The following is a 13,694-nucleotide window of genomic DNA, read 5'->3' as shown; positions in this document are numbered from 1 at the left end:
GGACAGTAGCCAAACGGTGCAGTACACTGCGTCACATTGAGTGATAAGGGATGAGTAATATGACCACGATGCTGGAGGTGGCGAAGCGTGCCGGCGTGTCGAAAGCGACGGTTTCCCGGGTGCTTTCAGGGAACGGCTACGTCAGCCAGGAGACCAAAGATCGCGTGTTTCAGGCCATTGAAGAAAGCGGTTATCGCCCCAATTTGCTGGCGCGAAACCTGGCGGCGAAAAGTACTCAGACGCTGGGGCTGGTGGTGACCAACACCCTGTATCATGGCGTTTATTTTAGCGAATTGTTGTTTCACACCGCACGGATGGCAGAGGACAGGGGACGCCAGCTTTTGCTTGCCGATGGTAAACACAGTGCTGAAGAAGAGCGTCAGGCGATTCAGTACCTGCTCGACCTGCGTTGTGATGCGATTATGATCTACCCACGTTTTCTCAGCGTCGATGAAATTGACGATATTATTGATGCGCACTCGCAGCCGATTATGGTGCTTAACCGACGACTGCGCAAAAACAGCAGCCACTGTGTCTGGTGCGATCAAAAGCAAACCAGCTTTAATGCCGTAACGCAGCTTATCGCCGCCGGGCATAAGGAAATTGGTTTTATTACTGGTTCAATGGATTCTCCCACCGGCGTGGAGCGTCTTTCAGGCTACAAAGACGCACTGGCGCATCATGGTATTTCCTTAAATAATGATCTGATTGTTAAAGGAAAATGGACTCCAGCTTGCGGTGCTGCAGGGGTAGATACTTTGCTTTCACGCAACGTGAATTTTACCGCGCTGGTGGCCAGTAATGATGACATGGCAATCGGTGCCATGAAGCAACTACACGAGCAGGGTGTTAACGTTCCTGCGCAGGTGTCGGTTATCGGCTTTGATGATATCGCTCTTGCGCCATACACGATCCCGGCTCTTTCCAGTGTCAAAATACCGGTAACTGAGATGATCCAGGAGACGATTGGACGCCTCATCTTTATGCTGGACGGCGGGGACTTTGCGCCACCGAAAACCTTCACCGGTGAGCTGATTCCTCGCGACTCTGTTGCGCCGTCAGTTTTGCGTTGATCGCTGTCGTTAGTCATCGTCACTAGTGACGATGACACATATCCTTCACGTACTGGGAAATAAAAATCCTTTTATAACAATGCATTAAAATCTGGCACGATTTGTGAATGCTTCGGCTGATATTCTGTCATTGCTGGAGAAATTGATGAACCGTTTCATCATTGCAGACGCCAATAAATGCATTGGTTGCCGTACCTGTGAAGTGGCCTGCGTGGTATCCCATCAGGATAACCAGGACTGCGCATCGCTGACCCCTGAAACCTTTTTACCGCGTATTCACGTGATCAAAGGCGTTAACGTCTCCACTGCGACGCTGTGCCGTCAGTGTGAAGATGCGCCGTGCGCTAACGTCTGCCCGAACGGTGCAATCAGCCGCGATAAAGGTTTTGTCCACGTAATGCAGGAACGCTGCATTGGTTGCAAAACTTGCGTAGTGGCCTGTCCTTACGGCGCAATGGAAGTCGTTGTTCGTCCCGTTGTTCGCAACAGCGGCGCGGGTCTGAACGTACGTGCAGAGAAAGCCGAAGCCAACAAGTGCGACCTGTGCCACCATCGCGAAGCTGGCCCCGCCTGTATGGAAGTTTGCCCGACTCACGCCCTGATTTATGTGGATCGCAATAAGCTTGAACAACTGAGTGCAGAAAAACGCCGTCGTGCGGCGCTGGATTCCACCGCATCTTTGCTGTTCTGATCCCCGAAAATCCGCGTAAAATAAGGCGATATTTTTGCCGGATAGCGTTTCGCTTATCCGGCAAACGGGCATTTCAGGGAAACATGACCGCGGGAATTCATCATGACAATAAACCACCACTCCGGCGTACAGCTACGTATTCGCGGTAAGGTACAGGGCGTTGGATTTCGTCCCTTTGTCTGGCAACTGGCGCAGCGGCTAGAATTGCATGGCGACGTCTGTAACGACGGTGATGGTGTGGTGGTGCGAATGCTGGAAGATCCGGCGGTATTTATTGCCCAACTGCACCAACACTGCCCGCCGCTGGCTCGCATTGACAGCGTTGAGAGCGAGCCGTTTGCCTGGCCGCAGCAGCCTGCTGATTTCTCGATACGTCAAAGCGCAGGCGGGACGATGAATACGCAAATCGTGCCCGATGCCGCAACTTGTCCGGCCTGTCTTGTTGAAATGAATACGCCCGGCGAACGCCGCTATCGCTACCCCTTTATCAACTGTACCCACTGCGGCCCGCGTTTTACGATTATTCGTGCAATGCCATATGATCGTCCATTTACCGTGATGGCGTCATTTCCGCTTTGTCTCCAGTGCGATAAAGAATACCGCGATCCCTATGACCGCCGCTTCCATGCACAGCCGGTTGCCTGTCCGGCGTGCGGTCCACATCTTGAGTGGTTGAGCGCAGGCTTTCGGGCGGAAAAAGAAGACGCGTTGCAGTCGGCAGTGACACTGCTGAAAGCAGGTGGCATTGTGGCCGTCAAAGGGATTGGTGGATTCCATCTGGTTTGCGACGCGCGCAACGACAAGGCGGTGGCGATGCTCAGGACGCGCAAACACCGCCCGGCCAAACCGCTGGCAGTAATGCTGCCTGGTGATGATGGACTACCAGAGTCTGCGCGTCGTTTACTGGCCACCCCCGCAGCGCCAATAGTGCTGGTGAATAAGCAATATGTGGTTTCGCTGAGCGAGGGGATTGCGCCAGGGCTGATGGAAGTCGGCGTTATGCTGCCAGCCAACCCGCTACAGCATTTGCTTTTACAGGAAATGAATGGCCCGCTGGTGATGACCTCCGGCAACCTCAGCGGCAGACCACCTGCGATTACCAATGCGCAAGCGCTGGAAGATTTGCGCGAGATTGCCGATGGTTTTCTGCTGCATAACCGTGAAATCGTCCAGCGTATGGATGATTCCGTCGTGCGTGATAGCGGGGAAATGCTGCGCCGTTCCAGGGGTTACGTACCGGATGCTGTGGCGCTACCGCCAGGTTTTCGCGATGTGCCACCCATACTGTGCTTAGGCGCTGATCTGAAAAATACCTTCTGCCTGGTGCGAGGCGAACAGGCGGTTATCAGCCAGCATCTGGGAGATCTCAGCGATGATGGCATTCAAAACCAGTGGCGTGATGCGCTGCACCTGATCCAGAACATTTATGATTTCACGCCACAGCGTATCGTCTGCGATGCGCACCCTGGCTACGTTTCCAGCCAGTGGGGCAGTGAGATGAACCTGCCAACCGAAACGGTACTGCATCATCATGCTCACGCCGCTGCAAGTCTTGCCGAGCACGGCTGGCCGCTGGATGGAGGGGATGTTATTGCCCTGACACTGGATGGTATCGGTATGGGCGAAAACGGTGCGTTGTGGGGAGGTGAGTGTCTGCGGGTCAATTATCGTGAGTGCGAACACCTCGGCGGTTTGCCTCCCGTAGCGCTGGTTGGTGGCGATCTCGCGGCTAAACAGCCGTGGCGTAATCTGTTGGCGCAGTGTCTGCGTTTTGTTCCTGACTGGCAACGTTACCCGGAAACGGCGTTACTGCAACAACAAAACTGGAGCGTGCTGGCACGTGCCATTGAGCGGGGAATTAATGCTCCGCTGGCGTCATCATGCGGGCGGTTGTTTGATGCCGTTGCGGCAGCGCTCCATTGCGCGCCGGAATCGCTGAGTTATGAAGGTGAGGCCGCCTGTACGCTGGAGGCGCTGGCCTCACAATGCGCGGGCGTTGAGCATCCGGTGAAGATTCCAGTAAGTGCTAATCAACTCGATTTGGCTGTTTTTTGGCAGCAGTGGCTGAACTGGCAGGCGACAGCGCCGGAACGCGCCTGGGCCTTCCATGATGCACTGGCGCGTGGGTTTGCCACGCTGATGCGCGAGCAGGCGGTATCTCGCGGTATTAATACGCTGGCATTCAGCGGTGGTGTGATGCATAACCGATTACTGTCGTCGCGGCTGGCATTTTATCTGGCCGATTTTACGTTACTGTTTCCGCAGCGTTTACCGGCAGGAGATGGGGGATTATCGCTGGGACAAGGCGTAATTGCTGCGGCGCGGGTGCTTACACAAAAATAAAAAAAGCCCCGGGACTGGCGGGGCAAGAAAAACAGGTCGGGGCATACCGACAAGTGGCAGCGCACATCCGTGTGCGTGAGGTTAATAAATCAAGCGATGGCACTACATTGTTTACACGGGCAGCGTTTTCAACAGAGCGAAAGCCTCCTTCATTCTGTCCTCACTGACCACGAAGGCGCATAACTGGCCTTCGCTGTTCGTTCCTCTGGCGACCATACCTTGTGCTTCCGCTGCAATGTGCCAGTTCAGATCCCGGCGCTGGGTTTCCCCTGCCAGATGTAATGGCAGCTCCGGCGTTTTGATTTTTACCAGCATGGCTGGCAGTTTCAGCGGGGCGTTGCCGCCGAGCAGATTTTTCGCCAGATACATCGCGCTAAGCTGAATGGGTTGCAGGAACGGCAACACCTGACCATTGATTTCCGCACAGTCGCCAAGGGCGTAAATATCCGGATGACTGGTTTGCAGGTAGCTGTCGACGCAAACACCACGGTTGATGGTTAATCCAGCACGTCGCGCCAGCGCCGTTTCAGGACGTAAACCTGTTGCCGCAATCACCGCATCAACTTCTACGCTACGGTGACGATCGAGCGTGGCGCGAATACCGGTGCTGGTTTTCTCCAGCTCCATTAATTGCGATTTCAGCAGCAAATGCACACCCATGTCGGTCAGGCGATGCTGCAAGCGGCTGCTCACTTCCGGCGGCATTAACGAAGCCAGAATACTGGCGGCGTTATCGATAAGCGTCACCGCTTTACCGGCGCGACAGAAATCCATTGCCAGTTCGCTGCCAATTAAGCCACCGCCGACAATCAGAACACGCCGGGCGTCACGAAGTTGTGTTTCACAGGCGCGATACTCCTGTTGGCTGTTAAGAGTAAGCATTAACTCACGTCCGGTAACCGGAGGTACAAAGGCTGACGCCCCGGTTGCCAGCACCAGTTTGTCATACTGCCACTGTTTGTCCTGGCTTTTCACTACGTGGGCGTCGGCATCAATATCGGTAACCCAGGTGTGCGGGAATAAGCGTAATGTAAACTGTTCGGCGAACTCCCCCGCCGACTGGCGGGTGAGGTCATCGGCACGTTGTGCCTGGCTGATAACGTGGCTGAGATCGGGTTTGTTGTACTCGTCCATGCTGTCAGCGGCAATCAGCGTCAGCGGGACTGTAGCATCCTGTTTACGGATATTTTTGACTAACTGGCGGGCGGCGAAGCCCGAACCAATGATGACAATTCCGTGGCTCATTTTGCCTCCGTTGCCAGTACGTCGAAGACATCTTTACCTAATGAACATTCCGGGCACAGGAAGTTATCCGGCACGTCGCTCCACGGAGTACCCGGCGCGACATCCTGTAAAGGTTCGCCTTTAGCGGGATCGTAGATCCACTGGCAGACGCTGCACTGCATGCAAGGTCCGAGATCGGCGGCAGCGGCGGCGGCACAGGCGCACTCTTCTTCTTTAGTTGTTGCTTTCACATTGGTTTCCGGCAGCGGAGCAAGCGCCCACTGACGTGCAATTTCACGACCGTGCTGACGGCACAGCTCCAGCGCATCCAGGTCCGGACGCCATTTCGCTTTCAGGCTCAGAGACATTTCGAAACCAGCGTCCTGCAGACGGGTAGACAGACGGTCTACCGCGCCGCCGCTCCAGCCGTGTGAACCAAAGGCGCTGGCGCGTTTGTTACGAAAACGCAGACCTGTCATCTCTTCAACCAGACCCGCGATTTTCGGCATCATCACGTTGTTCATGGTAGATGTACCGACCAGCACGCCTTTGGAGCGGAAGACGTTGGTCAGGATTTCGTTCTTATCGCTACGGGCGACGTTAAAGATTTTGACCGCCACATTTGGGTCAACTTCGTTGATCCCTTGCGCAATAGCATCTGCCATCATGCGAGTGTTGTTGGACATGGTGTCGTAGAAAATCGTGATGCGATCTTCCTGATAATCTGCCGCCCATTTCAGATACAGTTCAACGATCTGTGTTGGGTTGTCACGCCATACCACACCGTGAGAGGTGGCAATCATATCGACCGGCAAATTAAAGCCGAGGATCTCGGTGATTTTCGGTGTCACCAGACGGCTGAATGGCGTCAGGATGTTGGCATAGTAGCGTTGGCACTGTTCGAACAGTTCAGTCTGGTCCACTTCGTCGTTAAACAGACGTTCGTCACAGTAATGCTGACCGAAGGCGTCGTTACTGAACAGGACGGCGTCGCCGGTCATGTAGGTCATCATGCTGTCAGGCCAGTGCAGCATCGGGGTTTCTACGAAGATCAACTGCTTACCGTTACCAATATCCAGTGAGTCGCCGGTTTTAACCACGTTGAAGTTCCATTCCGGGTGATGATGATGTCCGGTAATGGAATCAATGGCGTTATTGGTACAGTAAATCGGGGTATCCGGAATGCAGGACATCAGTTCGGTCAGCGCACCGGCATGATCTTCTTCTGCATGGTTAATGATGATGTAGTCAATATCCGCCAGGTCAATTTCACTGCGCAGATTTTGCACGAATTCACGGCTAAACTTGTGGTCTACTGTATCGATCAGGACATTTTTTTCTTCACGGATGAGATAGCTGTTGTAGCTGCTGCCGCGCAGCGTTTTGTATTCGGTTCCGTGGAAATCACGAACTTCCCAGTCACGTTGGCCAACCCAATGAATGTTATTTTTAACCAGAATAGACATAGCAACCTCAATTAATTCAGCGTTTTTCAAAAAAGATGTTTTGCTTATTGCAGATTGCGTGCCAGTTTTTTATTTATTTGATTTATAAAGTTTTAATTTTCATACCCCAAAAATGGTAGTCAAAATGACTATTTAATTTATTGTCAATATGACAATATGAATTGTCAAAATGACAATGAGGTAGTCATGAGCTTTTCAGTTGATGTCCTGGCGGGCATCGCCATTGAATTACAAAGCGGTATTGGGCATCAGGATCGTTTTCAACGTCTGATTACCACCCTGCGCCAGGTGTTGGAGTGTGATGCTTCGGCGCTGCTGCGCTACGAGTCCCGACAGTTCATTCCCCTGGCAATTGACGGGCTGGCACAGGATGTCCTCGGCAGGCGTTTTACGCTGGAGGGCCATCCGCGCCTGGAAGCGATCGCCCGTGCAGGCGATGTCGTGCGCTTTCCTGCCGACAGCGATTTACCCGACCCATACGACGGGCTGATTCCGGGTCAGGAAAGCCTGAAGGTTCATGCCTGCATCGGGTTGCCGCTGTTTGCCGGACAAAATCTGATAGGCGCGCTGACGCTTGATGGTATGGAACCTGACCAGTTCGATGTGTTCAGCGATGAAGAACTACGCCTGATTGCCGCTCTGGCGGCGGGCGCGCTGAGCAATGCATTGTTGATTGAACAACTGGAAAGCCAGAATATGCTGCCGGGTTCGTCGACTGCCTTTGAGCAGGTCACTGAAACGCAGATGATTGGTCTGTCGCCCAATATGATGCAGTTGAAAAAAGAAATTGAGATTGTGGCAGGCTCTGATCTCAACGTGCTTATCAGCGGTGAAACAGGGACAGGCAAAGAGCTGGTGGCGAAAGCCATCCATGAAGGCTCACCGCGAGCGGTGAATCCGCTGGTGTATCTGAACTGTGCCGCGTTGCCGGAAAGTGTGGCGGAAAGCGAGCTGTTTGGTCACGTGAAGGGGGCATTTACCGGAGCCATCAGCAATCGTAGCGGCAAGTTTGAAATGGCAGACAACGGCACGCTGTTTCTGGATGAGATTGGCGAGCTGTCACTGGCGCTACAGGCCAAGCTGCTGCGCGTGTTGCAGTATGGGGATATTCAACGCGTCGGGGACGATCGCAGTCTGCGTGTGGATGTCCGTGTGCTGGCGGCCACTAACCGTGATTTACGTGAAGAAGTGCTGGCCGGAAATTTCCGTGCCGATTTGTTCCATCGCCTGAGCGTCTTCCCGCTTTCCGTACCGCCGCTGCGTGAGCGCGGTGACGATGTCGTGTTGCTGGCAGGGTATTTTTGCGAACAGTGTCGGCTAAGACTGGGGCTTTCTCGTGTGGTGCTCAGCCCTGGGGCACGAACTCATCTGCTGAACTACGGCTGGCCCGGAAACGTCCGTGAACTCGAGCATGCTATTCATCGTGCAGTGGTGCTGGCAAGGGCGACAAGGGCAGGGGATGAAGTGGTACTGGAAGCACAGCATTTTGCTTTACAGGAAGATGTTCATTCGCCGCAGGCCGAAGTCATCGCAGAGATGCCGCAGGCTCATAACCTGCGTGAGGCAACAGAATCATTTCAGCGGGAGATGATCCGCCGGGCACTGGCGCAGAATAACCACAGCTGGGCGGCAAGCGCGCGAGCGCTGGAAACCGACGTCGCCAACCTGCACCGGTTGGCGAAACGTCTGGGACTGAAGGATTAGATAATTCCTGCCTGGTAGAAATCCTGCAGGTTGATAGCGCCGGTGAGTTTGCCGTTTTCGTCCACCACCGGTGCGGCGGTAATTTTGCGCTTCATCAGGATCTCTTTGGCATCAATTGCGCGGCTTTGCGCCTGCAGCGTAATGCCATTGGGGGTCATCGCTTCGCTAACCTGAGTAGTGAGCGCGCCGCCACCGACCAGCCAGCGGCGCAGGTCACCGTCGGTAAATACGCCTTTCACTAACGCTTGTTCGTCGCAGACCGCCACCAGGCCCAGACCGGTACGGCTCAGTTCCAGCATGGCATCCATGACGCTGGTGGTGAGCGTGACCTGTGGTACGGCATCGTCGCGACGCATCAGGTGGTGCACCTTATTTAACAAACGTGCACCCAACGCACCGGCCGGATGGGAACGGGCAAAATCTTCTTCGTTAAAACCACGCGCCTGCATCACGGCAATTGCCAGCGCATCGCCCATCATCAGGGTGTTGACGGTGCTGGATGTCGGCGCCAGGCGCATCGGGCAGGCTTCGCGCTCCACCGAAATATCCAGTACGGCTTTTGCCGCCAGGCCCAACGGTGAGGTCGGTTTTCCTGTCATCGCCAGCAGGGCGACGGATTTGTCCTCCAGGCGCGGAATAATGAGATCCAACTCTTTTGCACCACCGGAGTAAGAGATGAACAGCATCACATCGCGACTTTCAATCATCCCTAAGTCGCCGTGCAGCGCTTCCGCAGGATGCACAAAAAAGGCCGGGGTGCCGGTGCTGGCGAGAGTCGCCGCGATTTTTTTGCCAATATGACCAGACTTGCCAATACCGGAAACAATGACTTTGCCTTCGCAGTGGATAATGGTATTGGCGGCGCGGACAAAATCATCGCCCAGACGTTCTGGCAGTCGGCTGGCTTCCTGTAGTTCCAGCATTAACGTCTGGCGGCCCGCGTTCAGTAGTGCATCACTCATTGGTTTCTCCGGTTATGATCACTTCAATCCCTTTTGCTTCCAGCGCCTGACGAAATACAGGATCGATGCCTGCATCGGTAATCAGCTTGTCGACGCTTTCCAGACTGCACACAACATTGGGGCTTTTACGCCCGAATTTTGATGAGTCCGCCATCAGAATCACTTCGCGAGCGGCATTGCACATCGCTTTACTGACGGTGTAGACCTCATTAAAGGTGGTCACTCCGGCATTAAGGTCAATGCCATCGGTACCCATGAAGAGTTTATCAAAGCTGAACTGCTCAAAGGCGTTTTCTGCCAACTGACCGTGAAATGACGCAGATTTTTTGCGAAACGTACCGCCTGGCATCAGGATGGTTTGCTCATTGTCCAGCTCCGAAAGGGCGTTAACAATGTGCAGACTGTTGGTCATGACGGTGATATTGCTAAAGCGGGTGAGCATTGGCACCATCTGTAAAACGGTGCTGCCTGCATCAAGAATGATAGAGTCGCCATCGTGAATATATCGTACGGCGGCTTCGGCAATTTGCTCTTTCTTATGCGTGTTGATTAGCGTTTTGTGATCGATAGGCGGGTCGGATTCGTCTTTGTTTAATACTACACCGCCATAGGTACGAATGACGGTTCCGGCATTTTCCAGAATGACCAGGTCTTTGCGAATGGTCGTGCCGGTAGTGTCAAAGTATTGTGCCAGTTCTTCAACCGAGCATTTCCCCTGTTTTTGCAGATGCTCCAGTATTGCAGCCTGACGCTGACGAGGTTTCATAGGCATGATCACCCTGTATAGGTTGCGAAATGATAATTTCGCAAGCTATTAGCATTCACAACGAAATTATCCATGTTTCAGTTTAAGCGCCAATGATAGTGCATTCTGCGAGAGCGGATCATGGGGAAAGATCACATCAGGCTGTAATTCATCAAGATGTTTACCCATTATCGTGGCAATTTTTATTGGCTTAGCGAATACGGTAAGTCCTTTCATAAATAAAGTATCGGTTACCCGTTGTTGCTCATCCAGCGCAATGGCGACAACTACACGCGGTTTAAAGCGCCCGCCGGAACGACCTACGCCGACTCGTCCCTGCTGACAGAGCTTATCGAACGCGCGATTAAAGCGGGATATTTGCCAACCCCCTAGCACCAGCTGCAGGCACCAGGCGATGGCGGCGACAGTTATCAGTGCAGAAACCATGTTATTGCTCCTTGCTTATGTGCCGGGAGTCGCTGGGCTTACCCGGCCTACAGGGAGGGCGTAGGCCGGATAAGGTGGAACCGCCATCCGGCAATTCAACATTAAAACATCACCTGGCCACCGGTCACATTAATGGACTGCCCGGTGCAGTAAGACGCTTTCGGGCTGGCATAAAACAGCAGCATATTCAGCACATCCTGATAATCGCAGCCGCGCTTGAGGGGAACCTTATCAATGTAATACTGCTCCACTTCATCCGGCTTGAGGCCGAGTTTGGTCGCATATTGCGGTAATAAAGACTGGAACATCGGTGATTTCAACAAGTTACCAAGCATCAGTGAATGTACGGTAATACCATATTCCGCCAGATCCAGCGCCAGCGACTGGGTTAAACCCACGCCGCCAAATTTAGCGGCGCTGTAACCGGAGTTGTGTTTACTGCCTACTTTGCCTGATTTTGAGTTGATCTGGATAATGCGGCCCTGAATGCCGTCACGGATCATCAGACGTGAGAATTCACGTGCACAAAGGAAGTAACCGACCAGGTTCACCTGTAAAGAGCGATCAAAATCTCCAAGCTCAAAGTCACTGATGAACGCTGCTTTGGCGATGCCCGCGCTGTAAACCAGCAGATCAGCGCGGCCGAATATTTCATCCACTCCGCGTGATAACGCCAGTACGCTCTGTTCGCTGGTGGCGTCGGCACCAAAGCCGTAAGCGGTACCCTCACCAAGCTCCGCATTAATCTCCTGTGCCACATTCGCTGCTTTATCGCTTTGAATATCCACCACCGCAACGCGGTATCCTTCTGTAGCAAGCCCACGGCAAAGGAATGCACCCAGAGTCTGGCCTCCACCAATGACAACGGCAACTTGATTCATTTTTATCTCCTTCAATCTTAAGCAACAAACTTCAAAATACAGCCCGGTGCGATACCGTCTGGTACTGGTCCCGCAACGTGTACAGTGCCGGGGAATTCCGCTTCACTCAGTCCGTCAAAACGCAGGGTGATATGCCCCAGCTCACGTAAGTTTTGTTCCGCAACGCTGCCAACGGCCGTGACCGGATAGTGATGCTGTCCCAGCTCGAACTGGACGCCGGCTTGCAGAGAGCCGTTCAGCTCTCCATGGCAATGAATGAAGCAAAATTCTTCGATATCCGCAGGTGCGCCTTCACGAAAGGTAATCAGCATTTGATCGCAAAGTGCATCCGGCGCGCTCTGGCCAATACGGGTGATGGTGGTCTGATAAATCACGGTCATCTTCGGAACCTCTTATTGGTAAATAAAGCCGGAAACAAACCAGGCAATGAGAACGGTTGGTGCGCCGGTCAGGAAGCGGCTCACCAGCACCGATGGTACGCCAACGCGCACGGTATCCTGACGGGCTTCCGCCAGCGATAAACCCACCGGGATAAAGTCGCAGGCCGCCTGGGCGTTAATTGCGAATAAGGCAGGCAGTGCCAGATGCGGCGGGATGTTACCCAGACCAATCTGTACACCTATCAGTACTCCGATAACCTGGGCGATTACGGCGCCAGGGCCGAGGAAAGGGGACAACAGTGGGAAAGAACAGATCAGCGCCAGCGTTACCAGCCCTAACGGATGGCTGGCCAGCGGTGCGAGGCCGTGAGCTATCCAGTCGCCCAGACCGGAAGCCATGATGATGCCGATCAGCGCCGAGACGAATGCCATAAAGGGCAGAATGGTTTTCAACACGGTATCAATCGTGTCTCGTCCGGACTGGAACAGCACTGCTACGGCGGATCCCATTCCCATACCCACTTTCGCCAGCAGGCCATCGCTCTGCTCGGTAATCTTTTTGCTGGTGTCGTAATCGCGGCCCGCAGTGGTGTTTGTGGACTGAGGTGCGGCAGATGTTTCACCGACAACGGTAATGTTTTCTTCTTTTACGCCAGAGACATAGATATCTTCGACAATGTACTGGGCCAGCGGACCGGATTTACCCGTGGCATGAATGTTCAGCGTTGGTATGCGCCGCTTCGGATAGATCCCGCAGCGCAGTGTGCCGCCGCAGTCAATGATCGCAGCACCAATTTCCTCTTCAGGTGGCTCGCCTTCTTTAAACCCATCTACCGCCTGCCAGCCGGTTAACTGTGCCAATTTGTCGACAATCGCGGGGCGTGTTCCGGCAGTGATATAGACAATTTTCTTCCCAGGCGTCGCCTCCAGTTCGAGTGGGCCACCCCAACCGCCAGTGCCTTTTTCAATACGAATACGCATCATGATGTCGCTCCAGACAGACGGACTTTCTGTTCAAGTTGGATGCCCATTTTTTTCTCAAAGATGGAGGTGGTGAGGTCGGTTACCCAGCCGCGGAAAAAGTTCGTGACCAGACCGACCAGCAAATAGCTCACCGCGAGCGGGCCGAGGGGGAGACCAAGCGTCGTCAGGCCGCTGGCAATGCCCAGATAGACAAACAGCTCACCGGGGTTGATATGAGGGAATAATCCGTTCATTGAGTGGCAGCTATAAGAAGCTGCAGCGTAGTAGCTGGGTTTGTATCTTTCAGGCATAAAACGACCCAGGCTCAGGGTCATGGGGTTACAAAATACAAAAGTACCGATGCAAGGTAGCAGCAGATAGCGGGATAACGGATTTCCGGCACAGCGCTGAGCAAATCGCTCAATGCGCTGCTGGCCAATGAAGTTAATCAGCGCGTTCATGATGACCAGTAGACTAATCAAGAGCGGAAGAATACCGGTCACCATACTGGTGAATACTTCTCCGCCTTTCTGGAACAGCCCAATGAACCACTCTGCGCCCAGGGTGATGGTTTCGATCATTATTCTCTCCTGTAGGGGTTAGTTACCTTTCCAAAAGGTGATTCATTTTAATCACAATGAAAGAATTTAAAGTGTTATTTTGATCGCAAAATGAAAGATAAATATTTTATTTTGAAAGTTTGTAGGAAGGGGATTGATGAGATGAGTGGGAATGGTATTTATTCTGTGAGGACTGCTTCCTTGTTTGGCGGGGGATGCTTTACCATACTTCTCCCAGGCTGAATCTGTTTAATG

At 53.4% G+C, this 13,694-nt stretch carries 13 protein-coding genes; 4 read left to right on the top strand and 9 right to left on the bottom strand.

Going from position 1 to position 13,694, the window contains the following annotated elements:
• Positions 1-59 precede the first annotated feature (59 nt).
• From OH663_RS00715 to hypF, 3 genes are all read left to right on the top strand, one after another.
• Positions 60-1,073: a LacI family DNA-binding transcriptional regulator gene (locus OH663_RS00715; protein WP_045446651.1), complete on the top strand. Its 1,014-nt coding sequence runs from the start codon at positions 60-62 to the stop codon at positions 1,071-1,073.
• Positions 1,074-1,218: 145 nt separating this feature from the next.
• Positions 1,219-1,764: an electron transport protein HydN gene (gene hydN / locus OH663_RS00710; protein WP_003037366.1), complete on the top strand. Its 546-nt coding sequence runs from the start codon at positions 1,219-1,221 to the stop codon at positions 1,762-1,764.
• A gap of 102 nt (positions 1,765-1,866) precedes the next feature.
• Positions 1,867-4,107, top strand: a complete 2,241-nt coding sequence (gene hypF / locus OH663_RS00705; protein WP_200012373.1) for a carbamoyltransferase HypF — start codon at positions 1,867-1,869, stop codon at positions 4,105-4,107.
• Positions 4,108-4,218: 111 nt separating this feature from the next.
• Here hypF and norW read toward each other — a convergent pair whose 3' ends face one another.
• Together norW and norV are read right to left on the bottom strand one after the other, a co-directional pair.
• Positions 4,219-5,352, bottom strand: coding sequence for an NADH:flavorubredoxin reductase NorW (gene norW, locus OH663_RS00700; protein WP_200012369.1), 1,134 nt, complete (start codon positions 5,350-5,352; stop codon positions 4,219-4,221).
• Entirely contained in the window at positions 5,349-6,797 is a 1,449-nt protein-coding gene (gene norV / locus OH663_RS00695) for an anaerobic nitric oxide reductase flavorubredoxin (RefSeq protein ID WP_200012366.1), read from the bottom strand. Before norV ends, norW begins: the two co-directional genes overlap by 4 nt.
• Before the next feature lie 186 nt (positions 6,798-6,983).
• Here norV and norR point away from each other — a divergent pair, with 186 nt between their 5' ends.
• The gene (gene norR / locus OH663_RS00690) at positions 6,984-8,501 is read left to right on the top strand and encodes a nitric oxide reductase transcriptional regulator NorR (RefSeq protein WP_048220695.1); all 1,518 of its coding nucleotides are present in this window, start codon (positions 6,984-6,986) and stop codon (positions 8,499-8,501) included.
• On the opposite strand, the gene gutQ is transcribed toward norR, so the two are convergent.
• The 7 genes from gutQ to srlA form a co-directional block, all read right to left on the bottom strand.
• Complete coding sequence (gene gutQ, locus OH663_RS00685; RefSeq protein ID WP_045446641.1) at positions 8,498-9,463, bottom strand: arabinose-5-phosphate isomerase GutQ; 966 nt, start codon at positions 9,461-9,463, stop codon at positions 8,498-8,500. The two genes, norR and gutQ, sit on opposite strands and share 4 nt — an antisense overlap.
• Positions 9,456-10,229 (bottom strand): glucitol operon DNA-binding transcriptional repressor SrlR, encoded by a 774-nt coding sequence (srlR, locus tag OH663_RS00680; protein WP_045449764.1) that lies wholly within the window; start codon positions 10,227-10,229, stop codon positions 9,456-9,458. Before srlR ends, gutQ begins: the two co-directional genes overlap by 8 nt.
• A 66-nt stretch (positions 10,230-10,295) precedes the next feature.
• The gene (gutM, locus tag OH663_RS00675) at positions 10,296-10,655 is read right to left on the bottom strand and encodes a transcriptional regulator GutM (RefSeq protein WP_200012363.1); all 360 of its coding nucleotides are present in this window, start codon (positions 10,653-10,655) and stop codon (positions 10,296-10,298) included.
• A 101-nt stretch (positions 10,656-10,756) separates the two neighbouring features.
• Positions 10,757-11,536: a sorbitol-6-phosphate dehydrogenase gene (gene srlD, locus OH663_RS00670; RefSeq protein ID WP_200012360.1), complete on the bottom strand. Its 780-nt coding sequence runs from the start codon at positions 11,534-11,536 to the stop codon at positions 10,757-10,759.
• A gap of 17 nt (positions 11,537-11,553) precedes the next feature.
• Complete coding sequence (gene srlB / locus OH663_RS00665; RefSeq protein WP_045446632.1) at positions 11,554-11,916, bottom strand: PTS glucitol/sorbitol transporter subunit IIA; 363 nt, start codon at positions 11,914-11,916, stop codon at positions 11,554-11,556.
• A 12-nt stretch (positions 11,917-11,928) separates the two neighbouring features.
• Positions 11,929-12,900, bottom strand: a complete 972-nt coding sequence (gene srlE, locus OH663_RS00660; protein ID WP_045446629.1) for a PTS glucitol/sorbitol transporter subunit IIB — start codon at positions 12,898-12,900, stop codon at positions 11,929-11,931.
• Positions 12,897-13,460, bottom strand: a complete 564-nt coding sequence (gene srlA / locus OH663_RS00655; RefSeq protein ID WP_045446627.1) for a PTS glucitol/sorbitol transporter subunit IIC — start codon at positions 13,458-13,460, stop codon at positions 12,897-12,899. The genes srlE and srlA overlap by 4 nt, the downstream gene beginning before the upstream one ends.
• Positions 13,461-13,694 lie beyond the last annotated feature (234 nt).

This window comes from Citrobacter sp. Marseille-Q5395 (assembly GCF_947057495.1).
In the GTDB taxonomy this organism is placed as follows: domain Bacteria; phylum Pseudomonadota; class Gammaproteobacteria; order Enterobacterales; family Enterobacteriaceae; genus Citrobacter; species Citrobacter murliniae.
Note: the sequence above shows the minus strand (reverse complement) of the source record. Positions and strands in the feature narration are given on the sequence as shown.

Coding starts and splice junctions, on each gene's coding strand:
- OH663_RS00715 (WP_045446651.1), top strand. CDS start 60: ATGACCACGATGCTGGAGGTGGCGAAGCGTGCCGGCGTGTCGAAAGCG.
- hydN (WP_003037366.1), top strand. CDS start 1,219: ATGAACCGTTTCATCATTGCAGACGCCAATAAATGCATTGGTTGCCGT.
- hypF (WP_200012373.1), top strand. CDS start 1,867: ATGACAATAAACCACCACTCCGGCGTACAGCTACGTATTCGCGGTAAG.
- norW (WP_200012369.1), bottom strand. CDS start 5,352: ATGAGCCACGGAATTGTCATCATTGGTTCGGGCTTCGCCGCCCGCCAG.
- norV (WP_200012366.1), bottom strand. CDS start 6,797: ATGTCTATTCTGGTTAAAAATAACATTCATTGGGTTGGCCAACGTGAC.
- norR (WP_048220695.1), top strand. CDS start 6,984: ATGAGCTTTTCAGTTGATGTCCTGGCGGGCATCGCCATTGAATTACAA.
- gutQ (WP_045446641.1), bottom strand. CDS start 9,463: ATGAGTGATGCACTACTGAACGCGGGCCGCCAGACGTTAATGCTGGAA.
- srlR (WP_045449764.1), bottom strand. CDS start 10,229: ATGAAACCTCGTCAGCGTCAGGCTGCAATACTGGAGCATCTGCAAAAA.
- gutM (WP_200012363.1), bottom strand. CDS start 10,655: ATGGTTTCTGCACTGATAACTGTCGCCGCCATCGCCTGGTGCCTGCAG.
- srlD (WP_200012360.1), bottom strand. CDS start 11,536: ATGAATCAAGTTGCCGTTGTCATTGGTGGAGGCCAGACTCTGGGTGCA.
- srlB (WP_045446632.1), bottom strand. CDS start 11,916: ATGACCGTGATTTATCAGACCACCATCACCCGTATTGGCCAGAGCGCG.
- srlE (WP_045446629.1), bottom strand. CDS start 12,900: ATGATGCGTATTCGTATTGAAAAAGGCACTGGCGGTTGGGGTGGCCCA.
- srlA (WP_045446627.1), bottom strand. CDS start 13,460: ATGATCGAAACCATCACCCTGGGCGCAGAGTGGTTCATTGGGCTGTTC.